Raw genomic sequence first — 23524 nt, forward strand, 5'->3', positions numbered from 1 at the left:
CGTGCGAGCCCGCGGGCACTTCCCGAACGAGCAAGCCGCACTGAAATGCGTGTACCTCGCCGTGATGGCCCTGGACCCGACCGGCACCGGTCAACGCCGCTGGATCACCCGCTGGAAAGCCGCCCTGAACGCCTTCGAGATCACCTTCGAAGGCCGCCTGTCCGCAGGCCGCAAGTAACCCATCAAGATCCAGTTACACCGTTAAGTTGACAGTCCCTCGAAGGTCGCTAACTTCATGATCGACGGGGTTCTGTGGATGGGGAGGTAGGGGAGATGGACTCACGGGTTGCGGTTGTCAGTGGGGGCGGGACCGGGATCGGGGCGGCGGTTGCGGGGGCCTTGGCCCGGGATGGGTACGACGTTCTGATCGTTGGGCGGCGGGCCGATGTGTTGGCGGATGCCGCTGCGCGGATCGTCGCTGAATGCGGTCGTCCGGACGCCGTCAAGGCCGTGACCGCGGACCTGACCGATCCGGAGCAGCTCGACGCGGTCCTCACGGCGGTTGGTGACCGGCCGGTCGACGTGGTGGTCAACAACGCTGGCGGTTACCTGGGCGGGAGTACCGACACGTTGGCCGGGACCGCCGCGCACTGGCGGGCCAACCTCGACGCCAACGTGCTCACCGCCGTGTTGCTGACCGAGGCGCTGCGGCCGGCACTGCGTCGACCGGGCGGGCGAGTGATCCTGGTCAGCTCGATCGCCGCCGAGCGTGGCGGCGGTGGGCCGTACTCGGCGGCGAAGGCGGCCCTGCACGGCTGGGCGTACGACCTGGCAGCGCAGCTTGGTCCGGAGCAGATCACCGTCAACGTGGTGAGCCCCGGCTACGTCGCCGAGACCGAGTTCTTCGGTGACCGGATGACCGCCGAGGGGCACGCCAAGCGAGTGGCGGCGACCCTGGTCGGACGCGCTGGGCTGCCGGACGACATCGCCGAGGCGGTCCGCTATCTGGCCAGCCCGGTGGCGGGTTTCGTCACGGGTCAGGTCCTGGGCGTCAACGGAGGCTCGGTCCTCGGCCGCTGACCCCCGGCAATCCTTGTTGTTCAAGAGGTTTGCGTCAGGATTCGACCCGAGAATGACGCAAACCTCTTGATCAACAGGGGAATGACGGACGGCGCTGGTAGACATGTCGGGTGGAGACAGCGGAGCGGGCAGGGGTACGGGAGCGGGCCGAGGCGGTATTGCGCCGGTTGGCCGGTGACCACGCCCGGCTGCGCGAGGACCAGTGGCGCGCCATCGAGGCGCTGGTCGTCGACCGGCGACGGGTGCTCTGCGTCCAGCGCACCGGCTGGGGCAAGTCGGCGGTCTACTTCGTGGCCACCGCCCTGCTCCGGGAGCACGCCGGGCGGGAAGGGCAGGCCGGGCCGACAGTTATCGTCTCGCCGCTGCTGGCGTTGATGCGTAACCAGGTCGAGGCGGCCGCGCGGGCCGGCATTCGGGCCCGCACGATCAACTCGGCGAACCTCGACGAGTGGGACGAGATCACCGCCGAGATCCAGGGCGGCGCGGTGGACGTCCTGCTGATCAGCCCGGAGCGGCTCAACAACCCGGACTTCCGCGACGGCGTCCTGCCGAAGCTGGCCGCGACCACCGGTCTGCTGGTGGTCGACGAGGCGCACTGCGTCTCCGACTGGGGGCACGACTTCCGGCCGGACTACCGGCGGCTGCGCACGTTCCTCGCCGAGCTGCCGGAACGCACCCCGGTGCTGGCCACCACCGCCACCGCCAACTCCCGGGTCACCCAGGACGTAGCCGAGCAGCTGGGTGACGCCCTCGTCCTGCGCGGCACGCTGGACCGCGAGTCGCTGCGCCTCGGCGTGCTCGACCTGCCCAGCCCGGCGCACCGGCTGGCCTGGCTCGCCGACCACCTGGACGAGCTGCCCGGCTCGGGCATCGTCTACACGTTGACCGTCGCGGCAGCGGGGGAGACGGCCGAGTTCCTGCGCTCCCGGGGCTACCCGGTGGCCTCGTACACCGGTCAGGTCGAGGACGCCGACCGGCGGGCCGCCGAGCAGGACCTGCTCGACAACAAGATCAAGGCGTTGGTCGCGACCAGTGCGCTCGGCATGGGCTTCGACAAACCCGACCTGGGCTTCGTCGTCCACCTCGGCGCGCCACCGTCGCCGATCGCGTACTACCAGCAGGTCGGCCGTGCCGGCCGCGCTGTCGAGCACGCCGAGGTGCTGCTGCTGCCCGGTGCCGAGGACACCGCCATCTGGCGCTACTTCGCCTCGCTGGCGTTCCCACCGGAGCAGCAGGTCCGGGCCGTGCTGGCCGCCCTGCACACCGACCGCCCGCTCTCCACCCAGGCCCTCGAACCGCTCGTCGATCTGCGCCGGGCCCGCCTGGAGCTGATGCTCAAGGTGCTCGACGTGGACGGCGCGGTCCGCCGGGTGCGCGGTGGCTGGCTCGCCACCGGCGAGCCCTGGGTCTATGACGAGGCCCGGTTGCGCCGCGTCGCCGAGGCACGCACCGTCGAGCAACAGGCCATGCGGGAGTACGCGTCGACGCCGGACTGCCGGATGCGGTATCTACGGGAACGCCTGGACGACACCGGGGCCACCGACTGCGGCCGGTGCGACCGTTGCGCCGACCCGCTCTTCTCCCCGGACGTGTCGACGGCCGCGCTCGCCGCCGCGCAGACGTTCCTGGGCCGCCCCGGCGTGGAGATCGCGCCGAAGAAGCTCTGGCCGACCGGGCTGGACGCGGTGGGCGTACCCCTGAAGGGCCGGATCGTTCCGGCGGAGCAGGCGCTGCCGGGCCGTGCCGTCGGGCGACTCTCCGATCTGGGCTGGGGTGGCCGGTTGCGCGACCTGGTCGGCCCGGAGGCACCCGACGCGCCGGTGCCCGACGACGTGGCCGCCGCCGTGGTGGAGGTGCTGAAGTCGTGGGCGCACGGCGACGACCCGTGGCCGCGACGCCCGGTGGCGGTGGTCGCGGTCGGTTCCCGCGGGCGGCCTCGGCTGGTCGGCTCGCTGGCCGAGCGGATCGCCGCCGTGGGCCGGCTGCCGTTGCTCGGCGAGGTCACCCCGAGCGGTTCGGGCGGGGCCGGCGGGCCGCGCGGCAACAGCGCCCAGCGGGTACGCACGCTGCACGACGCCTTCACCGTGCCGGCCGACCTGGCCGATGCGCTGGCCGGGCTGACCGGCCCGGTGCTGCTCGTCGACGACCTGGTCGACTCGGGGTGGACGATGGCGATGGTGACCCGGGCTCTGCGCCGCGCTGGCGCGCCCGACGTGCTCCCGCTGGCCCTCGCCGTGGCCGGCTGAGTCCGCCGGTGCGGAAAAGTTCCCGGGCACGGCGGATTGCGACCGTCGCCACGCCGTCCGGGCGTCGTCCGGGGGCCGCCCGGTGCGGCGGTACCGTGGGCGGCATGACCGATCAGCAGCCCGTCACCGTCCACGCACTGGACGCCGGCGGTGCCTGACCAGGTCTCCGCGGCGCCGGATCGGGGCACGCTCCGGCTGGCGCTGGTGGTCGGCGGGCTGGTGCTCGCGGTGCTGCTCGGCTTCGGCCTCGGCCGTCTCGACACCGGCGCCGCCACCGGCGCGGGTGCCCCGTCACTCGCCGCCGATCACACCGATCCGCCGGGCAGCGCCCCGCACAACCACGGCGCGATGCTGAGCGGGGACCATGGCGCGGGCGCGGAGCCGGGCGGCCTGTCGGTCAGCTCGGCCGGGTACACGCTGGCCCCGTTGGCCACCGAGTTCCCGGCCGGTCGGCCGGGGCAGCTCCGCTTCCAGGTGCGCGACGCGCAGCGCCGGCCGGTCACCCGCTTCGCGGTCGTGCACGACAAGCCGATGCACCTCATCGTCGTGCGGCGCGACCTGACCGGTTACCAGCACCTGCACCCGAGCATGGCGTCGGACGGCACCTGGTCGGTGCCGTTGACCCTCGCCGAGCCCGGCGTCTGGCGGGCGTACGCCGACTTCACCGCCGTCGCCGACAACGGCGGCCAGACCGCGGTGACCCTTGGCGTGGACCTGGTCGCACCCGGCGCCTACCAGCCCCGTGCGCTGCCCGGGGCGGCCACCTCGACGACGGTGGACGGGTTCACCGTCGGCTACCAGGGCAGCCCGCAGGTCGGTGCGACCGTGCCGCTGACCTTCCGCATCGACGGGGCGGGCGGTGCCGCACCGCTGGAGCGCTACCTCGGGGCGTACGGGCACCTGGTGGCGTTGCGCGAGGGCGACCTCGGCTACCTGCACGTGCACCCGGAGCCGGAGTTGGCAGACGGCCAGGTCACGTTCTGGGTGACCGTCCCAGGCCCCGGCCGCTACCGCCTCTTCCTGGACTTTCAGGTGCGGGCGGAGGTCCACACCGCCGAGTTCACCCTGACCGTCCCCTGACCCGGGTGCGTCAGCCGGCGCGGCGGATGGGACGGCGGGCCAGGTAGCGGAGCAGGTCGCGAATGTGGTGCTTCTCCTCGGCGGGGACGTTGGGGTCGGCCAGACGGTCGAGGATCGCCCGGACGTCGGCCTCGACCGGGCCGTCGTCGTGGCGGCGGCGGGGAGCCGGGCCGGCGTCGGGCAGGCCGAGCGCCCGGAACGCGGCCGCCACCGGCAGATCCAGGGCGGCGCAGAAGCCCCGCACTTTGGCCAACTCGGGATAATCCTGCCAGTCCCCGGCCAGCCAGCGGAACACGGTGGAACGGCCCACGCCCGTGTGCGAGGCAAGATCGGTGACGGTCCATCCGCGTTCATCGCGGGCGTCGTCGATGGCACGCCGGACGAAGCGGGCGAAGGCCATCTGCGGCGAAACCTCTGCGGAACCCATCCCTGCGGGTCTTCCCTCCCGGCCGGAGCACTGGGCGATGCGCCTTCCGAGGGTAGTACGCCCCGGGCCGGAAACAATTGACTGACCGCACAATCTGTCCCGTGGACGGGACCTTTTTCCGGGCAGCATCGATGAGCAGCCGGGTCAGGTGACCAGTAATCATTGCTGTTCATCAACTAAGCTCTGGTCCCGGCGTAGCGCCCGTCCCGTCTGCCGTTTTCGACCGCAGCACTGCCGAGGAGCAGCACCATGGCCGAACCGAGCCGTCCGCAGCCGTACCAGCCCGGTGCGGTGAGCCTCTTCTTCGTCGCCAAGGCCGGCGTGTTCGCCGCCGGGTTCTGGATCTGGCTGCTGGTCCTGGTGCTGCGCATGGATCCGGCGACCGGCCTGCAGGTGTTGGCCGCCACCGGCGCGATCACCACCACGCTGGTCGGCGTGGTGCTGGGGGCCCGGATGGCGTTGCAGCACAACGCCGCGGTGCGGCACGCCGAGATGAAGAAGTTGCTGGTGGACATCTCCTGGAACGCCTTCGCCGCCGCCGGCAACGCGGAGAGCGCGGGCAAGGTCGTGCCGTTCCCGTCCGGCTCGGGGGACAGCGACTGGGCCTCCCAGCGGGCCGGCATCGAGCGGGTGCCGACCCTCGACCGGGGCGCCGGCGACCGGGTCGGGCGCGACCGGGGCGGCGACCGCCGCCGCTAGCGGTGCGCCGCAGCCCGGCTAGGCGACCGGCGTCGCCAGCCGTGCGCGGCAGCCCGGCTAGGCGACCGGCGTCCTCTCGGACGACAGCAGTGTCTCCAGCCGGGGCGTGACCCGCCACTGGTCGACCAGCTCGCGGTACTCCGCGCGCTGCGCATCGGTCGGGTCGCTGCCCGTGCGACGCGCCCGGATCAGCAGGTTACGCGGGGTGTGCTGCGAGTCGACGAACTCCACCACCTCGGCCCGGTACCCGTGCACCCGCAGCAGCCCGGCCCGCAGCGCGTCGGTCAGCACGTCGGCGAAGCGCTCCCGCAGGATGCCCTGGCGGGTCAGCAGCTCGTACGGGCCCGGGGCGGGCTGCGCGCGCAGCTGCTTCGCCAGATCGTGGTGGCAGCACGGTGCGGCCAGCACCCAGCGGGCGTCCCAGCGCACCGCGCGGGCCAGCGCCTCGTCGGTGGCGGTGTCGCAGGCGTGCAGCGCCAGCACCAGGTCGGGGGAGGGGTCGACGGCCGCGTCGGCGATCGTGCCGGCGACGAAGCTGACCTTGTCGGCCCAGCCCAGACGTTGCGCCAGTTCGGTGTTGCGCTGCCGCTGGTCCTCCCGGACGTCCACGCCGACCAGCTCGACGTCGAGGCCCCGGCTGGTCAGGTAGCGGTACGCGGCGAACGTCAGGTACGCGTTGCCGCAGCCCAGGTCCACCACCCGCAGCGGGCCGCTCAGGTCGTCGGGCAGGGTCGCGGCGAGGGCCCGCAGGAACGCGTCGACCTGGCGGCGCTTGGCCGCCGATCCGCCGATCTCGGCGAAAATCTCATCGCCCGGGTCGAGCAGGTACTCCTTCGCCCGGTCGTTCCCGCTCGGCGTCGCCGCCGGCCGGGTCGTCGCGGCCCGGTGCACCTGCGCCTCGCCGGACTTGGTGACCCGCAGCTGGAGCGTCGCGTCGGCCGTCTCCACGTGCCAGTTGCCGAACGGCTCGGCCAGCAGCTCGTCGACCGCCGCGCTGGCCTCCGGCCCGGGTGCGACGTTACGGGTGTACGGGCGGGCGCCGTCGGAGGTGGCGATCTGAAGTCGGGGCCCGGCCTTGAGCGTCACCGGCCGCAGCTCGGCCCGCACCACGGTGGGGCGGCGCCCCCGACGGCGACCGGCGGCGACCGCCCGGGTCAGCGCGGGGTCGAGCAGCAGTGCCCGGACCTCGGTCAGGGCGGCGTCCAGTGGTTCCGGCATCGTTCCATCTTCGGCAGGTGGGGTGGGAAGGGAACATCCCCCGTACCGCGCTGAGGCGGTGCGGGGGATGTGGGTGTCGCTGTGCGTCAGTCCGCGGTCGCCTCGGCGGGCGTACCCGCGCCGGAACCGCCACCACGACGGCGCCGGCGGCGACGCGGCTTCGACGGCTCGCCGTCGACGGCGGCGGCCGGCCCGGACGGACCCGCGTCGGCGGAGATCACCGCGGTCGGCTCGCCCACGACCACCTCGCCGGCCCGGCGGCGACGCCGGCGACGCGGGGTACGGGTGCCTTCCTCGGCGGTGTCGTCCGCGGGCGCCTCGGCGGCGACCGGCGTGCCGGCGTCGGAGCGGTCCCGACGGCCGTCGCCCCGGCCACGGCGCTCACCGCGACCGTCGCTACGGCTGTCACCGCGCCGGGAGCCCCGGCCGCTGCTGTCACCGCGGCGCGAGCGCGTCGTGCCGCCCAGGTCCTCCTCGATCTCGGCGGACAACCCGGCCCGGGTGCGCTCGGCGGTGGGCAGGGTGCCACTGACCTCGGTGGAGATGTGCAGGTCGGTGTAGAGGTGCGGGGACGTGTGGTACGTCTCCGGCGGCTCGGGCATCTCCAGACCGAGGGTCTTGTCGATGATGCGCCAGCGCGGCATGTCGTCCCAGTCGACGAAGGTCACCGCGACGCCGGTCGCCCCGGCCCGGCCGGTACGACCGATCCGGTGGGTGTAGGTGTCCTGGTCTTCCGGGCAGTCGTAGTTGATGACGTGGGTGACGCCGGTGACGTCCAGACCACGGGCCGCCACGTCGGTGGCCACCAGGATGTCGATCTTGCCGGCGCGGAACGCCCGCAGCGCCCGCTCGCGGGCACCCTGGCCGAGGTCACCGTGCACCGCGGCGACCGCGAACCCGCGGAAGTCGAGGTCCTCGGCGACCCGGTCGGCGGCCCGCTTGGTGCGGGTGAAGATCATGGTCAGCCCGCGGCCCTCCGCCTGGAGGATGCGCGCCACCACCTCGACCTTGTTCATCGAGTGGGTGCGGTAGACCAGCTGCTCGGTCTGCGGCGACGGCCCGGTCTCGGCGGTGTGCCCGGCGTGGATCGTCATCGGCTGGCGCAGGAAGCGCCGCGACAGGGTGACGATCGGGTCCGGCATGGTGGCCGAGAACAGCATCGTCTGCCGGTCCTCCGGAAGCATCGCCAGGATCTTCTCGACGTCGTCGAGGAAGCCCAGGTCGAGCATCCGGTCGGCCTCGTCCAGCACCAGGGCGTGGACGCGGTCGAGGCGCAGGTGCTTCTGCTTCTGCAGGTCCATGAGGCGGCCGGGCGTGCCGACCAGGATCTCGACGCCCTTGCGCAGCGCCTCGATCTGCGGCTCGTACGCCACACCGCCATAGATCGGCAGCACCCGGACGCCGCGCGTGCGGCCGGCGGCGGCCAGGTCCTTGGCGACCTGGATGCCCAGCTCACGGGTGGGGACGACGACCAGTGCCTGCGGCACCCCGTCGCTGCCCTCGCCCGGCGCGAAGACCCGGTCCAGCAGCGGTACGCCGAAGCCGAGGGTCTTGCCGGTGCCGGTGGGCGCCTGGCCGATCAGGTCGACGCCCCGCAGGGCGATCGGGATCGCGTACTCCTGGATCGCGAAGGCGCGGGTGATGCCGGCCGCGGCCAGCGCCTCGACGGTCTCGTCGCGGGCGCCGAGTGCGGCGAACGTGGGGGCCTCGGGTCGAACCGGGGCGGTGGGGGCCAACTCCTGGCCGTCCATCAGGTCTTGAGTCAGATCGCTCATCTGGATGTGGGGGTGCCCTCTCGTGGGTGCGCCCCGTCTCGTCCTCAGGGCGCGTTCGGTATGACGCGGGCCACACGGTCGGGGGCAGACTGCCGAGCCGGACCGGGCCGCACGCGCGCCGCGGGCTGAGCTTCGATCAGATCGGCGCCCACGGCAACTGCTCTATGCTACCTGAACAGGCATGCCCACGTCCCGATTCCCGGTCGGCCAGCCGCCACGCGGGGGCGCGCAATGTGGCCTGTGTCACATCTTCCGCGCCGAACGATCCTCGGGCGCTCTCCGCTGGGGCTGACGGCGAAGTGCCGTCCCCGGTCGGCCGTGTCGCCGCCGAGCGGGCCGTCCGTCCCGCGCTGAACGGGCGGGGCGACCGGGTCGACATCCCCGCGCTGAACGGGCGGGGCGACCGGGTCGACGTGCCGGGGGTGTTCGGGGGTGTTCGGGGGGATCACCGCGCACACCGCGCGGATGGCCGCCGCCGGCCTCAACAGCCGAGCTGCGGCACCGGCCCGCGGCAGGTGGGACTGCGCCGACCTGCCGCGACGGCCGGACCGTCAGCGGACGGTGAAACCGACCGCGCGGGGCGACGCCTCGGCGATCTCGACGTACGCGACCTTCTCGACCGGCACGATGACCCGCCGGCCCTTCTCGTCGGTCAGGGAGAGCGTGCCGCCGTTCCCGGCGAAGGCGTCGGTCACGATCTGCTCGATCTCGGCCGGCGACTGCGCGCTGTCCAGAACCAGCTCGCGCGGCGCGTACTGCACGCCGATCTTGACCTCCACTGTGCCTCCTCAACTGGGGCGAAAGAACCGCCCTGCGAAGGCTATCCGATCACGGGGCCGGCGGTCAGGCTGACTCACCTTGCAGCGGGAAGCTGGCGATGCCCCGCCAGGACAGCGCGGCCACCAACGCCTCGGCCTCCGCCTTCGGCACCTGCCGGCCGCCGGCCAGCCAGAACTGGGCGGCCGTCTCCGCGGCGCCGACCAACCCGGAGGCCAGCAGCTCCGCGTGCGCCCGGCTCACGCCGGTGTCGGAGATGATCGTGTCGGTGATCGCCGCGATGCAGCCCTGCTCGACCCGCTCCACCCGCTGCCGTACCGCCGGGTCGTTGCGCAGGTCCGACTCGAAGACGAGCCGGAACGCCTCGCTCTCGTGGTCGACGAAGTCGAAGTACGCCCGTACCGACGCGCCGACCCGCTCCTTGTTGTCGATGGTGCCGCGCATCGCGTCCTGCACTTTGGCGACGATGGCGTCACAGTGCGTGTCCAGCAGGGCCAGGTAGAGATCCATCTTGCCGGGGAAATGTTGGTAGAGCACGGGCTTGGAGACCCCGGCCCGTTCGGCGATGTCGTCCATCGCGGCGGCGTGGTAGCCCTGCGCGACAAACACCTCCTGCGCCGCCGCGAGCAGCTGCTTACGGCGCGCCGACCGGGGCAGACGGGTAGGCCGTCCGGCGGTCTGTGCGCTGTTCCCCGCAGCGGTCATGGGATCCTCCGAGTTCTCCGTACGAGCCGGCATTTTTCCCCCAGACCGGGCGAGGCCCGTGTCCCTCGTTGTGGAAATGGCCCGCCGCTGTAACTTATCGCCACTGTCGCCACACGGTAGCCTCAGCGGGGGCGACCAAGGAGCGCGCGGTGAGTGAAACAGGGCAACCCGGAGCCGCCACCCCGGGAGAGCACGGTGACGGAGCGGGTCAGCACGACGACCCGAGCCGTTCCGGCGGCGGTTGGGCGCCCCAGTCGGGCGGGTGGTCCCGGGCCGCCGAGCGCGAGGACGACCCGGAGCAGGCGGCACGCTGGCAACCTGACCCCGCGGCCGGGTGGCGTACGTCATCCGCGCGGCACGGCGACCTGCCACCGCCCCTGGCCGGGCTGCCCGATGGCCCCGAGCCACCGGTCCGTGTCAACGGCCACCACGCCAACGGCGTCCGCCACGTCGGCACCGAGGCCAATGGCGCGGCGGGTCGTCCCGCGCCGGTGAGTGCCCCGCCCGGGCTGAACGGCGAGGACCGGCCCGCCGCGACCGGCGACCGGCTGGTGGTGCCCGCCCAACGTCCCGCGCCGCAGCCGGAGCAGAGCGTCGGCGACCCCGGCCCGGCCCGCCGCGCCACCGCCGACCCGGCCGACACACGCGCCGCCCGCTGGGCCGAGCCCGGCCTGCCCACCTCGGCGCCACCGGCCGTCCAGGTGCCACCCGTGGGCACCGCGGCGTCGGGTTTCGAGGTTCCGCCCGGATTCCACGCACCCACCGTCGATCGGCTGGCCGCCGACGAGCCGTCCGCCGCGCCACGCGACTGGCGCGACCCGCTCCCGGCGGAGGCGGCCACCGATCCGGGCCATACCCCGGGTCGCCCCACCGACGACCCCGCCGAGCCGACCCGTCCCGCCGAGGGCTCCCGCGCCGCGGACGCTCCCCGGGCCGGGGAGCCGTCGGCGATCGAGCCGGACTGGTCCGGCCCGAGCTGGAACCGCCCGAGCTGGGGCGGCGGCTGGGCACCGCCCTGGTCCAGACAGGATGACGAGCCGACCGGCCGCCGGGCCCGGGACGAGCCCGCGCCGGGCTGGGTCGCCGAGCCCAACCTGCCGTACGAGCCGGTACGCGCCGAGCCCACCCGCCCGTACGAGCCGGTGCGCGCAGACCCGCCCCGGGCGTACGACGTGGAGCGGGATGGGCCCGATTCCGAGGCGGCCCCCGAGCGGCCGACCTGGGCCGGTGAGCGTCCGGCGGGCAGCCCCGCCGCCCCGCCGCCGGAGCCGCCCGGAGCCGCGCCCGCGGTGCGACCCTCGTGGGCCGGTGGACCGGCCGAGCCGACCAGCGCCCCGCCGCAGGACCGCCCGTCCTGGGCCGGTCCGGCCCCCACCGCCACCCCACCGCCCGGCCGCCCGTCCTGGGCCGGTGGCGCTGATCCGGCGCCGACGAGTGGTGCGCCGTCGCGTCCGTCCTGGGCCGGTGGTGCTGATCCGGCGCCGACGAGTGGTGCGCCGTCGCGTCCGTCCTGGGCAAGTCGACCTGACCCGGCGGCGACCGGCGCACGCACCGGTGACCGGCCGGCCTGGGTCCGCCCGCCGGCGACCGATGCGGCACCTGCCGAACCGGCAGCGGCGCCGATGGTTCCGGCCGACGTGCCACCGACGCCGGTCGTGCCGCCACCGGCTCCGGCCGGACCGGCCCTGGTGGCGGAACGGCCCTCCTGGACCGGTGGGTCGTCGGCGGCCTCGCCCGGCACTCCGCAGCGAGCCGAGCGGCCCGACTGGTCCGAGGGGCGCATTCCCGCGTCCCAGGGCGAGCCTCCGGCCTGGCCGGCGAGCGCGCCCCGGGCGAACGAGGCGGGCGAGCAGCCCGCTCCGCCGCGACCCGAGCCCCGGTCCGCCGCACCCTTCCGACTGCGCCCGGCGAGCCCCGAGCCGCCCGAGCAGACCCGCGCCGCACCGACCTCCGGCGCCGTCCCACCCTCCGCCACGAGCGGGGGCGGACGCCGTGACCGGCCCTCACCCGTGTCCGCCCCTCCCTACGCGGCACGCCGATCCGCCCCCGATCCGGCGTCACCGGCCGAGCCGGCGGACACCGGTGGTCGTGCCGAAACGACGCCGGCGGTGCTGCCGCAGCGCGTCCCCGCGGAACCGGACGTGCCCGTCGTGCCGGAGCCGCCCACCGTGGAGCCCCCCGCCGAAACCCCGGAACTCGCACGTATCGCCACCCACCTGCGCCGCGACGACGAACCCGCACCCCTGCGGGAGCGCCCCGAGGGGTTCGACGTCAACGCCATCCTGGACGCTGTTCGGGAGGTGGCCGGCGTCCGGGACGCGGCGCTGCGGCGTACGCCGGCGGGTGCGCACAGCCTCCGGCTGGACCTGGCCGACGGTGCCGACCCGGCCGAGGTGAGCCGACAGGTCGCCCGGCTGCTCCAGGAGCGGATGGGTCTGGCCGCCGCCCCACAGAACCTGCCCGGCCTGCCCAGCACGCCAGCCCCGCCGGCCCGCCGCCGTGCTGCCGAGCCGCGTGCTGTCGAGCGGCGTTCCCCGGAGACGCGGGACGCCGGCGCGGAGCCGCGAACCGGGGAGATGCGTGCCGCCGAGCCGACCGTGGGCGGACGGTTCGATGCTCCGCCCGGCGACGCGTCCCGTCGGCGCCGGTCGAACGCACCGCACCGGGGTCGTGCCACGGTGGAGGAGCCGGGTTCGGTCTCGGCCGCGCCCGCCGGCGCCGCCACCGGCAGCCCGGCGACGCTGGGTACGTCGTACTCCGGTGGTCAGGTGACCACGACGGAGTCGGCACCGTCGCGACCGCTGGACACCGGCGGCGCGCCGGGTCCGCGGGTGGTGATCGACCACGTGCAGGTCAGCACGTTCGGGCTGGACGCGAACGTGGAGGTCCGGCTGCTGGCCGGCGGCGAGACGGCCTCCGGGTACGCGACCGGGCCGGCGGTGGACGGCTACGTGCTGAGGCTCTGCGCGGTGGCCGCGGCCGCCGCCGTGGACGAGTTGCTGCGTGGTGCCGAGAATGCCGAGCGGGGGCGCTGTTTCGTCGAGCACGCGGCCGTGGTGCCGTTCGGCAACTGCGAGGTGGCGACAGTGGTGGTGCTGCTGGTCTGCGAGGGGTGGGTCGAGCAGCTCGCCGGTTCGGCGCTGGTCGCCGGTGATCCGCGGCAGGCGGTGGTCCGGGCGACGCTGGCGGCGGTCAACCGTCGGCTGGAGGCGCTGCTGTCCTGAGTGGTCCGGGGCAGACTGGAACGATGAAACGCGCCATCCTCTCGCCGGATGAACTCCTCCCGGAGCACCGGATTCCGCCGCCGTGGCCGGGGCGGGAGGTCCGTCTCGGCAGGTCGGTCACGTACGTGCGGGACACTCCGGCCACCGCCGCCGGTGCCGAGCCCGCGTTGTACGTGCACGGGCTGGGCGGCTCCTCGCAGAACTGGACGGACCTGGCCGGGCTGCTGTCCGACCGGCTCGACGGTCAGGCGATCGACCTGCCCGGCTTCGGCCGCAGCGAGCCGGGTCGCCGTTACACGATCCCCGCCTTCGCCGACCTGGTCGTCCGCTGGATCGAGCACTCCGATCGGGGGCCGGTGCACCTGTTCGGCAACTCGTTGGGCGGTGCGGTCGCCGTCCAGGTGGCGGGGCTGCGCCCCGACCTGGTGCGCACCCTCACCCTGATCTCTCCGGCGCTGCCGTTCCTCGACTTCCGCCGCTCGCTGCAGGGTCGGATGCTGCCGGTGCTGGCCATTCCCGGGGGTGAGCGGCTGGTCGCCCGGCGGCTCACCCAGCTCGCTCCCGAGGTGATGGCCGAGCAGGTGTTGGAGGCCTGCGTGGCCGACCTCAGCCGGATCTGCGAGCAGCGGCGGGCCGAGGCGTTGGAGGAGATCCGGGTGCGCTACGAGGCGGAGCACTACGCCGCCGCGTACGTCCGGACGTTCCGTGGGCTGGTCTCCAGCTTTCTGCGGGCGTACCTTCCGGGGTCGGGGTCGCTGTGGCGACTTGCCGGGTCGGTGCGGGCGCCGACGCTGGTGGTGGGCGGTCGGCAGGACCGGCTGGTCGACGTCCGGGTCGCGCCGCAGACCGCCCGGGTCATCCCGGACAGCCGGCTGCTGATGCTCGACGGCGTCGGTCATGTGGCGCAGTTGGAGGTGCCCCGGCTGGTCGCCCGGGCGGTGGTGGGTCTGCTCACCGAAACGGAGGACGCCGTCGGGCGGTCTGATCTGGCAGGCTGAGCCGGATGCCCAGGTCCTTCCGCCGTCAGCGACGCTTCGCCCTGTTCGCCCAGCTGGTGGCGGTGGGGTTGGCCATCGGTGCGGTGGTGAGCGTGATCGCCGAGGGGCCGGGTGGTCGTCCCGCCGCGGATCGGCTGGCCGCCGACGAGATCCCGAGCGTGGCGCCGCTGGTGGCCGCGCCGCTGCCGTCGTCGGTCGAGCCGTCGCTCTCGCCCTCGGCGTCGCCGAGTGCGCCCCCGGTGCTGCGGCTGCCCGGGGCGGTGCCGAGCGCGGGCACCGGCCGGTTCGGCTACGACGACCGCTCCGGCCCGGTGCTGGGTCGGGCGGGTGAGCTGCGGCGTTACCGGGTGGCGGTGGAGTCGGGCAGTGCCGAGGACGCCGCCGGGTTCGGTGCGGCGGTCGAGACGGCGCTCGCCGGGCCGGGCAGCTGGGTGGACAGCGGCCAGCTGCGGTTGCAGCAGGTGCCGGGCAGCGCTCCGCGCGATTTCACCGTCTATCTGGCCACGGCCCGTACCGCGGGTCGGATGTGCGTCGAGGGTGGGGTGGACATCCGGATCGATGGTCGTCCGTACACCTCCTGCCGGGCGCCCGGTCAGGTGATCATCAACCTGGACCGGTGGCGGTTGTCGGTGCCGCACTACGTCTCGGCCGGTGTGCCGCTGTCGGTGTACCGGACGTACGTGGTGAACCACGAGGTGGGTCACCAGCTGGGGCATCGACACGAGGGCTGCCCCGGTTCGGGTCGGCCGGCGCCGGTGATGATGCAGCAGACGCTCTTCCTGAACGGGTGTCGGGTCAACCCGTGGCCGTACCTGGACGGGCGTCGTTACGCCGGTCCGCCGCTCTGAACATCCAGGGCGCATTGCGTTAATAGCGGCAAAAGAAGCGGAATGCCCGAATAATCTGGCACGCTGGACGTCATGACGCCGTCGTCCCCTTACGGCCCGCCCCAACCACCCGACCCGTCGGGCCCGCCGGCGTACCAGCACGCGCGTCCCACTCTCGTCCGCATGCGTCGGCGTCGTCGCCGTACCCTGCTGCTCGGCGTGCTGGTGCTCGCCACCGCCGTCGGGGTGACCCTCACCCGGGGCGGTGAACCGCCGGCCGAGGTGCCGCCCGCCGCCACCGAGGGCGGGATGGGGCACGGCGGTGGGGGCGCCCACCCGGTGCCCAGCAGCTACCCGTCGGTCGGCGCGGGACGGTTCACCGCCGCCGACGGCGGAACCGGCGTGTACGGCGAGGACGGGCCGCTGCACCGCTACCGGGTGGCGGTCGAACGCGGCACCGGCCAGGACGTCGACACGTTCGCCGCGCGGGTGGACGAGGTGCTGGCCGATCCGCGTAGCTGGATCGCCTCCGGCGAGCTGCGGGTGCAACGGGTGGCCGACGCGGGGGCCGCCGACTTCACCATCTACCTGGCCACCCCGGTCACCTCCGAGCGGATGTGCGCCGAGGGCGGGCTGACCACCGAGCGCTACACCTCCTGTCGGCTGCCCGGCCAGGTCATCATCAACCTGGCGCGCTGGATGGAGGCGGTCCCCGACTACGGTGCCCCGCTGGACACCTACCGCACCTACGTGATCAACCACGAGGTGGGCCACGAGTTCGGCGAGCAGCACGAGGCCTGCCCGGGCCCGGGCAAGTCGGCGCCGGTCATGCAGCAGCAGACGTACGGCCTGCAGGGCTGCGTCGCCAACGCCTGGCCCTACGTCGACGGCCGCCGTTACTCGGGGGACATCGTCCCCTGAGTTATTCCCGCTCCCGCATCGCGGACCACGTGTCCTCCCTCATGGCCGAGCGGGCCCCCGGCGAGCAACAATGGCGCGGTTCACACCGCCGATCCCGGGGAGTCCACCGTGTCGTTGCCCCCGCTCGTCGAGCCCGCCGCCGAGCTGACCGTTGACGAGATCCGCCGCTACTCACGCCACCTGATCATCCCGGACGTCGGGGTGGCCGGGCAGAAGCGGCTGAAGAACGCCCGGGTGCTCTGTGTCGGCGCCGGTGGCCTCGGGTCTCCCGCTCTGATGTATCTCGCCGCAGCCGGCGTCGGCACGCTCGGCATCATCGACTTCGACACCGTCGACGAGTCCAACCTTCAGCGTCAGATCATCCACGGCGTGTCCGACATCGGCCGGTCCAAGGCCGAGTCCGCCGCCGCGTCGATTCGCGAGATCAACCCGCTCGTCAACGTGGAGATCCACAACACCGCGTTGGACCGGGAGAACGTCCGCGAGATCTTCGCCCAGTACGACCTGATCGTCGACGGCACCGACAACTTCGCCACCCGGTACCTGGTCAACGACGCGGCGGTGCTGCTCGGCAAGCCGTACGTCTGGGGTTCGATCTACCGCTTCGACGGTCAGGCGTCGGTGTTCTGGGCCGAGCACGGCCCCTGCTACCGCTGCCTCTACCCGGAGCCGCCGCCGCCCGGCATGGTCCCGTCCTGCGCCGAGGGCGGCGTGCTCGGTGTGCTCTGCGCGTCGATCGGCTCCATCCAGGTGAACGAGGCGATCAAGCTGCTCACCGGCATCGGTGAGCCGCTGGTCGGCCGCCTGATGGTGTACGACGCCCTGGAGATGGAGTACCGCAAGATCAAGGTTCGTAAGGACCCGAACTGCGTGCTCTGCGGCGAGAACCCGAGCGTCACCGACCTCCTCGAGGACTACGAGGACTTCTGCGGCGCGGTCTCGGTGGAGGCCCAGGAGGCGGTGGTCGACTCGACCATCACCGCGCTGGAGCTGAAGGAGTGGCAGGACGCCGGCAAGGACATCTTCCTCGTCGACGTCCGGGAGCCGGCCGAGTACGAGATCGTCCGGATCCCCGGCGCCACCCTCATCCCCAAGGGCGACATCATCTCTGGCGAGGCGCTCGCGAAGCTGCCGCAGGACCGGCAGATCGTGCTGCACTGCAAGTCCGGCGTCCGCTCGGCGGAGGCGCTCGCCGCGCTCAAGGCCGCCGGGTTCCGCGACGCCGTGCACGTGCAGGGCGGCGTGCTGTCCTGGATCAAGCAGATCGACCCGTCGCTGCCCGCGTACTGATCGAGTGAGCCGGGGCGGCCCACACCACCGCCCCGGCAAATCGACGCAGATGGCCCCGACCAGCCCCGTTCCCGGAGCGACGCAGCCATTCCCGGCTGGCCGATTCCCCGAGGCGGGATCGCGTCTTCGCAGGTAGCGTTCCCGCCGTGGTCGACTTGGATGCCGCGATCGGGTTCGTCGTGGCGCATGGGGATGCGGTGGAACGCGCCCGTCTCTCCTGGCTGCGCAACGGCACCCCGGTGCCCGTCGAACTGTTGGAGACGGCCGAGGTCGGTCAGTCCTCCGACGGTGGTTGGCCGGCGATCTGGGGTGGCGAGGTCGCCTCGATCGATGCCACCTGCTTCCGGCTCGCCGAGCTGGACGACCTGGGCGCGCTGGGCCGTCCCGCCGCCCGAAGGGCACTGGACTGGCTGGCGTCCCGGCAGCAGGCCGACGGCGGCTGGGACGAGGACATCTCGCTGGCCGGCTCGGCACCCGAGTGGGCCCGCCCCGGCGACCCGGAGGCGAAGCTCTTCGTCACCGCCAACGCGGGCTTCTGGCTCACCGTCGCCGGGCTGGACGCGCGCGCCTCGGGGCCGCTCGACCACCGGGTCGGCGGGGCGTACGCCGGTGTCGTCCAGGCGACCGCCCACTCGCTCGCGGCACGGCTACGCCCGGACGGCAGCTGGCCGTCGTTCCTCGCCGCCGGCTGGCTGAGCGCGGCGGTGCTGCACCGGCAGGACATGTTCCACGAGTCGGCGCGGATCCAGGTGGTGCTCGTCGATCGGATGCCCAAGATGTCCCCGGGTGACGTGGCCTGGCTGGCGGCCACGCTGCGTCGGGTCGGCATCGACGCGCAAGACTGGATCATGGTGCGGGCGCTCCGCCGGCTGGCCGAGACCCAGCGCAGCGACGGCGGTTGGGAGAGCGAGGACGGCCACCAGTTCGACGTACACGCCACCCTGTCCGCGATCCGGGCCTGCCGCCCGACGGCGTCCGCCTAGCGCACCTGCCCGTTGCCGGTGACTACGTACTTGGTGCTGGTCAGCTCGGGCAGACCCATCGGGCCGCGGGCGTGCAGCTTCTGCGTGGAGATGCCGATCTCCGCGCCGAAGCCGAACTCACCGCCGTCGGTGAACCGGGTCGAGGCGTTCACCATCACCGCCGCCGCGTCCACCCGGGCGACGAACTCCCGGACCGCACTCGCCGAGTCGGTGAGGATCGCCTCGGTGTGCCCGGTGCCGTAGCGCCGGATGTGCGTGACCGCCGCGTCCAGCGAGTCGACCACCGCGACGGAGATGTCCGCCGACAGGTACTCGGTGGCGAAGTCCTCCTCGGTGGCCGGGACCACCGCGGCCGAGTAGGCGGCCACCTCGGGGGAGCCGTGCACGGTCACTCCCGCCTCGGCGAACGCGGCCAGCACGGCCGGCAGAAACGCGTCGGCGACGTCGGCGTGCACCAGTAGCGACTCGGCCGTGTTGCAGGTGGACAGGCGCTGCGTCTTGGCGTTCAGCGTCACCGCGACGGCCTGGGCCACGTCGGCGGCGGCGTCCACGTACACGTGGCAGTTGCCCACCCCGGTCTCGATCACCGGCACGGTCGACTCCTCGACGACGGTACGGATCAGCGACGCGCCGCCGCGCGGGATGAGCACGTCGACCAGCCCTCGGGCACGCATCAGCTCCTTCACCGACTCGCGGGAGCTGGCGTCGAGCAGCTGCACCGCGTCGGCCGGCAGCCCGGCCCCGGTGATCGCGTCACGCAGCACCGCGACCAGCGCGGCGTTGGAGTGCGCGGCGGAGGACGACCCCCGCAGCAGCGCTGCGTTGCCGGACTTGAGGCAGATGCCGGCGGCGTCCACGGTCACGTTCGGCCGCGCCTCGTAGATGATGCCGACCACCCCGAACGGCACCCGGATCTGGCGCAGCTCCAGGCCGTTGGGCAGGGTCGAGCCGCGGACCACCTCGCCGACCGGGTCGGGCAGCGCGGCCATCTGGCGCAGCGCGTCGGCGATGCCGCCCACCCGGCCGTCGTCGAGGGCGAGCCGGTCCAGCACGGCCGCGCTCAGCCCGGCCTCCCGGCCGGCCGCCAGGTCCGCCGCGTTCGCGGTCAGGATCTCCGGGGTACGCGCCACCAGCGCGTCGGCCATCGCGGCCAGCGCGGCGTCCTTGACGGTACGGGTGGCCACGGCCAGGTCGGCGGCGGCGTCCCGCGCCCGTCGCGCCTGCTCGATCACGCTCATCATCGACTCCTTAGAGCAGTACCAGGTCGTCGCGGTGAACGACCTCCCGTTCGTACGCCGGGCCGAGCGCCGCGGCGAGTTCGGAGGTGGAGCGACCGAGTAGCCCGGGCAGTTCCACCGCGTCGTAGTTGACCAGCCCTCGGGCGACCGACGCGCCGGCCGTGTCCACCAGGTCCACCGGGTCGCCGGCGGTGAACGTGCCGTCCACGGCGGTGATGCCGGCGGGCAGCAGCGACTTGCGCCGCCCGACGACGGCGGCCACCGCGCCCGGGTCGAGGTGCAGCCGACCTCGGGGTGAGGTGGCGTGGGCGAGCCAGAACAGTCGGGCGGTGGGGCGTTTCCGCTGCGGATGGAACAGCGTGCCGACCGGCTCACCCGCCAATGCCGGTGCGGCCAGGTCGGCGGCGGTGAGCACCACCGGGATGCCGAAGCCGGTGGCGATCCGGGCGGCCTCCACCTTGGTCACCATGCCGCCGGTGCCGACGCCGGAGCGGCCGGCCCCGCCGATGGTGATTCCGGCGAGGTCGGCGTCGCTGCGGACCTCGGCGATGCGGGTGGAGTGCGCTCGGCTCGGGTCCCCGGTCCAGAGGGCGTCCACGTCGGAGAGGAGCACCAGCAGGTCGGCGTGCACCAGGGCGGCCACCAGGGCGGCCAGCCGGTCGTTGTCGCCGAAGCGGATCTCCTCGGTGGCCACTGTGTCGTTCTCGTTGACGATCGGCACCGCGCGCAGGTCGAGCAGCTTGCGCAGGGTCCGGTACGCGTTGCGGTAGTGCGCGCGCCGGGTCACGTCGTCGACGGTGAGCAGCACCTGCCCGACGGTGCGACCGTGCCGGGCGAAGCTGGCCGCGTACCGGCCGATCAGGAGGCCCTGCCCGACGCTGGCGGCGGCCTGCTGGGTGGCCAGGTCGCGCGGGCGTCGGGTCAGCCCGAGCGGGGCCAGGCCGGCGGCGATCGCGCCGGAGGACACCAGCACCACCTCGCGTCCCTCGGCGGTGAGCCGCCCGAGGGTGTCGACGAGCGCGTCGACCCGCTCGTCGGCCAGCCCGCCGGTGGCGGTGGTCAACGAGGAGGAACCGATCTTGACGACGACCCGCCGGGCCGCCGTGACTGCGTCGCGCACCCGCCCATTCTGCGCGGTCACGGCCGCAGCGCCCGGTGGCGTTCCCATATGGTGGCCGATTGTGACTCCTGACGAGTACGTCGAGGCGGTGCTCGACCTGGTCGAGCGGATCCCGGAGGGTCGGGTGATGTCGTACGGCGCGGTGGCCGACGCCCTGGCCGAGTGCTCGGGGCGCGCGTCGGCCCGGTTGGTGGGTGCCATTATGGCGCAGCACGGTGGCTCGGTGCCCTGGCACCGGGTGGTGACCGCGAGCGGCCGGCTGCCCCCGGGGCATGAGCGGGAGGCGCAGGCCCGTCTGCGTGCCGAGGGGGTGCCGCTGCGCGGTGCGGGGGTGGACATCGCGGCCGCGGGTTGGTCGCCTGATGAGGGGATGTGGCCTCCAGAAAAACGTGAGTAACGTTCAGCCCCATGAAAACGCCGCCCGGCACCGGCTCGTCGACCACCGGTCCGCTGCCCCGGACGGTGCACGCCGGATACGCGCTCGGATCCCTGGCCACCGGCGCGTTCGGCACCGTGCCCGGTCTGCTGCTGCTGCCGTACCTGACCGACACGCTGGGCGTCGCCGCCGGGCTGGCCGCCCTGCTCGTCCTGCTGCCGAAGGCATGGGACGTGCTGGTCAACCCCGTCGCGGGGCGGATCTCCGACCGCACCCGGTCGCGCTGGGGCGCCCGCCGGCCGTACCTGCTCGTCGCCGGTCTCGCGCTCGCCGTGCTCTTCGCCGCCATCTTCGCCGCCCCGTTTGGTCACGGCGCGGGTGCCGCGGCGTACGTGGCGCTGGCCTTCCTCGCCACCGCCACCGCGTTCGCCTTCTTCCAGGTGCCGTACGTGGCCATGCCGGCGGAGCTGACCGACGACTACGCCGAACGCACCCGCCTGATGACCTGGCGGATCGCCGTGCTGGCGTTGACCATCCTGGTCTCCGGCGCGATCGCCCCGCTGGTGGTGACCGCCGGTGGCGACGGCCTGGCCGGGCACCGTTGGTTGGGCGTGTTCGTGGCGGCGCTCATCGCTCTCGGTGCCGTCGGCGCGTTCGTCGGCACCCGTTCCGCGCCGTCCGGCACGGTGGGCGGCAGCGAGCCGACCCTGCGCGCCCAACTCGCGGTGGCCGGCGCCAACCGGCCGTTCCGGGCGCTGCTGATCTGCTTCGTCGTGCAGTCCGCCGGGGTGGCGACCATCCTGGCCGGGGTCAACTACTTCGCCGGGCAGATCCTGCGCGGCGAGAAGATCGGCCCGACCCTGCTCTTCGCCTGCTTCGTTGGGCCGTCGCTGCTGGTGATGCCGATCTGGAGCCGGGTCGGTGCCCGACTGGGCAAGCGGACCGGGCTGGTCGCCGCCTCGCTGTTCTTCGGTGCCGGGGCGTTCGTGCTGGTCGCCGCGCCGGTGCTGCCGTCGGTCGCCGTCTATCTGGTGGTGGCGTTGCCGGGGAGACGCTCGGCCTGGCGCTCGGCCCGGGCATCTACGGCGTGGTGCTCCAGCTCTCCGGTTACGTGTCATCCGACACGGGCACGGCCGCCGCCCAGTCCGACGGCGCCCGCCTGGGGGTCCTGTTGGGCTTCACCGTCCTCCCCGCGCTCCTGATCACACCCCCGATCCTCCTGCTGCGCCGCTACACCCTGACCCCCGCAGCCCTGGCCGCCGCGACGAGCGCCCCCACGCCCGACGGACCGGTCGATCATGGAGTTGTGGTGGGGGACGAAAGCCGTTGACCGTCACGAGAAGGGCACCATAACTTCATGATCGACGAGAGCAGGGTTCTACCTTCCGGGGTTGCCGCTGACGTTGCGCTTTCCGAGGTTCGGGGGCTTCGGTCTGGGGACCGGCCCACGCACGGGGGTCGGCTGTTCGCGTACGTGTACGACCCGGCGGTGCCGGGGCTCGACGAGTTGGCCGCTGCCGCGCACCGGGAGAGTGCCCACGTCAACGGCCTCGACCCGACCGCGTTTCCGTCCCTGCTGGCGATGGAGAACGCGCTTGTCGGCGCCGCCGCCCGGGTGCTCGGCGGCGGCCCCGGCACCACCGCACCGGACGTCGTCGGCAGCGTCACCAGCGGCGGTACCGAGTCACTGATCCTCGCCGTCAAGACGGCCCGGGACGCCCACCCGGAGATCGCCGCACCCCGGATCGTGGTGCCGTCGACCGCGCACGCCGCGTTCGCGAAGGCGGCGCACTACCTGCGGGTGGCGGTGGACGTGGTGCCGGTGTCCCCGGGCACGCTGCGCCCCGACCCGGCCGCGATGGCCGCCGCGATCGGGCCGGACACGGTGCTCGTGGCCTGCTCCGCGCCGTCGTACGCGCACGGGGTGGTGGACCCGGTCGCCGAGATCGCGGCGGCCGCGGCCGAGGCCGGGGCGCGCTGCCACGTGGACGCCTGCTTCGGTGGCTGGACCCTGCCCTACCTGCGTCGCCTCGGGCAGTCGGTGCCGGCGTTCGACTTCGCGGTGCCCGGCGTCACCTCCATCTCGGTGGACCTGCACAAGTACGCGTACGCGCCGAAGGGGGTGTCGGTGCTGCTGCACCGCGACGCCGCGCTGCGCGCCCCGCAGTACTTCGCGTACGCGGACTGGCCCGGCTACACCATGATCAACCCGGTGATCGCGTCCACCCGCTCGGGCGGGCCAATCGCCGCCGCGTACGCCACCGTGCGGCACCTCGGCGACGACGGCTACCTGCGGCTGGCCGCCGTCACCCGGGACGCGGTCGCCGGCCTGGCCGACGCCGTCCGCGCCGTCGACGGGCTGCGGCTGATGGCCGAGCCGGAGTCGACGGTGGTCTGCTTCACCGCCACCGAGGGCGGCCCGGACCTGTTCGTCCTGGTCGACGAGCTGACCGCGCGCGGCTGGCACACCCAACCCCAGCTCACGTACGCCGGTCTGCCGGCCAGCGTGCACCTCACGGTGACCGCCTCGGTCGCGCCGCGGGTCGCCGAGTTCGGGCCGGACCTGGCCGACGCGGTGGCCGCCGCCCGGACGGCCGGTC

18 protein-coding genes and 3 pseudogenes are annotated in these 23524 nt (G+C 73.6%); 14 read left to right on the forward strand and 7 right to left on the reverse strand.

The features are described 5' to 3' along the window. The 4 genes and pseudogenes from AB0H52_RS29390 to AB0H52_RS29405 form a co-directional block, all read left to right on the forward strand. Nucleotides 1–178: pseudogene (locus AB0H52_RS29390) on the forward strand (IS256 family transposase); the annotation flags it as partial. A 95-nt stretch (nucleotides 179–273) separates the two neighbouring features. Then, nucleotides 274–1020 (forward strand): SDR family oxidoreductase, encoded by a 747-nt coding sequence (locus AB0H52_RS29395; RefSeq protein ID WP_357951488.1) that lies wholly within the window; start codon nucleotides 274–276, stop codon nucleotides 1018–1020. A 110-nt stretch (nucleotides 1021–1130) separates the two neighbouring features. Further along, complete coding sequence (locus AB0H52_RS29400) at nucleotides 1131–3266, forward strand: DEAD/DEAH box helicase (RefSeq protein WP_151493103.1); 2136 nt, start codon at nucleotides 1131–1133, stop codon at nucleotides 3264–3266. A 150-nt stretch (nucleotides 3267–3416) separates the two neighbouring features. Beyond that, on the forward strand, nucleotides 3417–4346 hold the full coding sequence (locus tag AB0H52_RS29405) for a hypothetical protein (protein ID WP_357951490.1): 930 nt from the start codon (nucleotides 3417–3419) through the stop codon (nucleotides 4344–4346). 10 nt (nucleotides 4347–4356) lie between these two features. On the opposite strand, the gene AB0H52_RS29410 is transcribed toward AB0H52_RS29405, so the two are convergent. Next, entirely contained in the window at nucleotides 4357–4773 is a 417-nt protein-coding gene (locus AB0H52_RS29410) for a helix-turn-helix domain-containing protein (protein ID WP_151493105.1), read from the reverse strand. Nucleotides 4774–5022: 249 nt separating this feature from the next. Here AB0H52_RS29410 and AB0H52_RS29415 point away from each other — a divergent pair, with 249 nt between their 5' ends. Then, complete coding sequence (locus tag AB0H52_RS29415; protein ID WP_151493106.1) at nucleotides 5023–5472, forward strand: hypothetical protein; 450 nt, start codon at nucleotides 5023–5025, stop codon at nucleotides 5470–5472. Nucleotides 5473–5529: 57 nt separating this feature from the next. Here AB0H52_RS29415 and AB0H52_RS29420 read toward each other — a convergent pair whose 3' ends face one another. The 4 genes from AB0H52_RS29420 to AB0H52_RS29435 all read right to left on the reverse strand — a co-directional run bounded on the left by AB0H52_RS29420 (nucleotide 5530) and on the right by AB0H52_RS29435 (nucleotide 9947). Further along, nucleotides 5530–6690, reverse strand: a complete 1161-nt coding sequence (locus AB0H52_RS29420; protein WP_357951493.1) for an SAM-dependent methyltransferase — start codon at nucleotides 6688–6690, stop codon at nucleotides 5530–5532. Between the two features lie 86 nt (nucleotides 6691–6776). After that, a complete protein-coding gene (locus AB0H52_RS29425) occupies nucleotides 6777–8465 on the reverse strand; it encodes a DEAD/DEAH box helicase (protein WP_151493258.1) in 1689 nt (562 codons plus the stop codon). Nucleotides 8466–9016: 551 nt separating this feature from the next. Beyond that, nucleotides 9017–9244 (reverse strand): DUF3107 domain-containing protein, encoded by a 228-nt coding sequence (locus AB0H52_RS29430; RefSeq protein ID WP_030329796.1) that lies wholly within the window; start codon nucleotides 9242–9244, stop codon nucleotides 9017–9019. Between the two features lie 64 nt (nucleotides 9245–9308). After that, nucleotides 9309–9947 carry a TetR/AcrR family transcriptional regulator gene (locus AB0H52_RS29435; protein WP_151493365.1) on the reverse strand — a complete coding sequence of 213 codons (639 nt, stop codon included), beginning with the start codon at nucleotides 9945–9947 and terminating at the stop codon, nucleotides 9309–9311. Between the two features lie 1289 nt (nucleotides 9948–11236). On the opposite strand from AB0H52_RS29435, the gene AB0H52_RS29440 reads away from it, so the two are divergent. The 6 genes and pseudogenes from AB0H52_RS29440 to AB0H52_RS29465 all read left to right on the forward strand — a co-directional run bounded on the left by AB0H52_RS29440 (nucleotide 11237) and on the right by AB0H52_RS29465 (nucleotide 18190). Further along, on the forward strand, nucleotides 11237–13171 hold the full coding sequence (locus AB0H52_RS29440; RefSeq protein ID WP_357951503.1) for a hypothetical protein: 1935 nt from the start codon (nucleotides 11237–11239) through the stop codon (nucleotides 13169–13171). A 23-nt stretch (nucleotides 13172–13194) separates the two neighbouring features. Beyond that, complete coding sequence (locus AB0H52_RS29445) at nucleotides 13195–14169, forward strand: alpha/beta hydrolase (protein ID WP_151492288.1); 975 nt, start codon at nucleotides 13195–13197, stop codon at nucleotides 14167–14169. Nucleotides 14170–14174: 5 nt separating this feature from the next. Next, nucleotides 14175–15017 carry a DUF3152 domain-containing protein gene (locus tag AB0H52_RS29450; protein ID WP_151492289.1) on the forward strand — a complete coding sequence of 281 codons (843 nt, stop codon included), beginning with the start codon at nucleotides 14175–14177 and terminating at the stop codon, nucleotides 15015–15017. Between the two features lie 162 nt (nucleotides 15018–15179). Then, a complete protein-coding gene (locus tag AB0H52_RS29455; protein ID WP_357951496.1) occupies nucleotides 15180–15917 on the forward strand; it encodes a DUF3152 domain-containing protein in 738 nt (245 codons plus the stop codon). Between the two features lie 41 nt (nucleotides 15918–15958). After that, nucleotides 15959–17207, forward strand: a pseudogene (moeZ, locus tag AB0H52_RS29460) (adenylyltransferase/sulfurtransferase MoeZ). A gap of 95 nt (nucleotides 17208–17302) precedes the next feature. Beyond that, a complete protein-coding gene (locus AB0H52_RS29465; RefSeq protein ID WP_357951505.1) occupies nucleotides 17303–18190 on the forward strand; it encodes a prenyltransferase/squalene oxidase repeat-containing protein in 888 nt (295 codons plus the stop codon). Here AB0H52_RS29465 and AB0H52_RS29470 read toward each other — a convergent pair. Both AB0H52_RS29470 and proB read right to left on the reverse strand, forming a co-directional pair. Beyond that, a complete protein-coding gene (locus AB0H52_RS29470; protein ID WP_357951498.1) occupies nucleotides 18187–19428 on the reverse strand; it encodes a glutamate-5-semialdehyde dehydrogenase in 1242 nt (413 codons plus the stop codon). The genes AB0H52_RS29465 and AB0H52_RS29470 overlap by 4 nt on opposite strands. Nucleotides 19429–19438: 10 nt before the next feature. Then, a complete protein-coding gene (gene proB, locus AB0H52_RS29475) occupies nucleotides 19439–20596 on the reverse strand; it encodes a glutamate 5-kinase (protein WP_151492294.1) in 1158 nt (385 codons plus the stop codon). 13 nt (nucleotides 20597–20609) lie between these two features. On the opposite strand from proB, the gene AB0H52_RS29480 reads away from it, so the two are divergent. From AB0H52_RS29480 to AB0H52_RS29490, 3 genes and pseudogenes are all read left to right on the forward strand, one after another. Continuing rightward, complete coding sequence (locus AB0H52_RS29480) at nucleotides 20610–20945, forward strand: MGMT family protein (RefSeq protein WP_151492295.1); 336 nt, start codon at nucleotides 20610–20612, stop codon at nucleotides 20943–20945. Nucleotides 20946–20956: 11 nt separating this feature from the next. After that, a pseudogene (locus AB0H52_RS29485) lies at nucleotides 20957–22254 on the forward strand (MFS transporter). 27 nt (nucleotides 22255–22281) lie between these two features. Then, the coding region (locus AB0H52_RS29490) for an aminotransferase class V-fold PLP-dependent enzyme (RefSeq protein ID WP_357951501.1) at nucleotides 22282–23524 on the forward strand (1243 nt) is incomplete at its 3' end.

Origin of the sequence: Micromonospora sp. NPDC050695, assembly GCF_040654415.1 — a bacterium.
GTDB lineage: Bacteria > Actinomycetota > Actinomycetes > Mycobacteriales > Micromonosporaceae > Micromonospora.

What these genes read in the sequence shown, in the direction of transcription:
- AB0H52_RS29445 (WP_151492288.1), top strand. Translation starts at nt 13,195, where the DNA reads ATGAAACGCGCCATCCTCTCGCCGGATGAACTCCTCCCGGAGCACCGG.
- AB0H52_RS29450 (WP_151492289.1), top strand. Translation starts at nt 14,175, where the DNA reads ATGCCCAGGTCCTTCCGCCGTCAGCGACGCTTCGCCCTGTTCGCCCAG.
- AB0H52_RS29435 (WP_151493365.1), bottom strand. Translation starts at nt 9,947, where the DNA reads ATGACCGCTGCGGGGAACAGCGCACAGACCGCCGGACGGCCTACCCGT.
- AB0H52_RS29410 (WP_151493105.1), bottom strand. Translation starts at nt 4,773, where the DNA reads ATGGGTTCCGCAGAGGTTTCGCCGCAGATGGCCTTCGCCCGCTTCGTC.
- AB0H52_RS29425 (WP_151493258.1), bottom strand. Translation starts at nt 8,465, where the DNA reads ATGAGCGATCTGACTCAAGACCTGATGGACGGCCAGGAGTTGGCCCCC.
- AB0H52_RS29420 (WP_357951493.1), bottom strand. Translation starts at nt 6,690, where the DNA reads ATGCCGGAACCACTGGACGCCGCCCTGACCGAGGTCCGGGCACTGCTG.
- AB0H52_RS29470 (WP_357951498.1), bottom strand. Translation starts at nt 19,428, where the DNA reads ATGAGCGTGATCGAGCAGGCGCGACGGGCGCGGGACGCCGCCGCCGAC.
- proB (WP_151492294.1), bottom strand. Translation starts at nt 20,596, where the DNA reads ATGGGAACGCCACCGGGCGCTGCGGCCGTGACCGCGCAGAATGGGCGG.
- AB0H52_RS29415 (WP_151493106.1), top strand. Translation starts at nt 5,023, where the DNA reads ATGGCCGAACCGAGCCGTCCGCAGCCGTACCAGCCCGGTGCGGTGAGC.
- AB0H52_RS29395 (WP_357951488.1), top strand. Translation starts at nt 274, where the DNA reads ATGGACTCACGGGTTGCGGTTGTCAGTGGGGGCGGGACCGGGATCGGG.
- AB0H52_RS29455 (WP_357951496.1), top strand. Translation starts at nt 15,180, where the DNA reads ATGCGTCGGCGTCGTCGCCGTACCCTGCTGCTCGGCGTGCTGGTGCTC.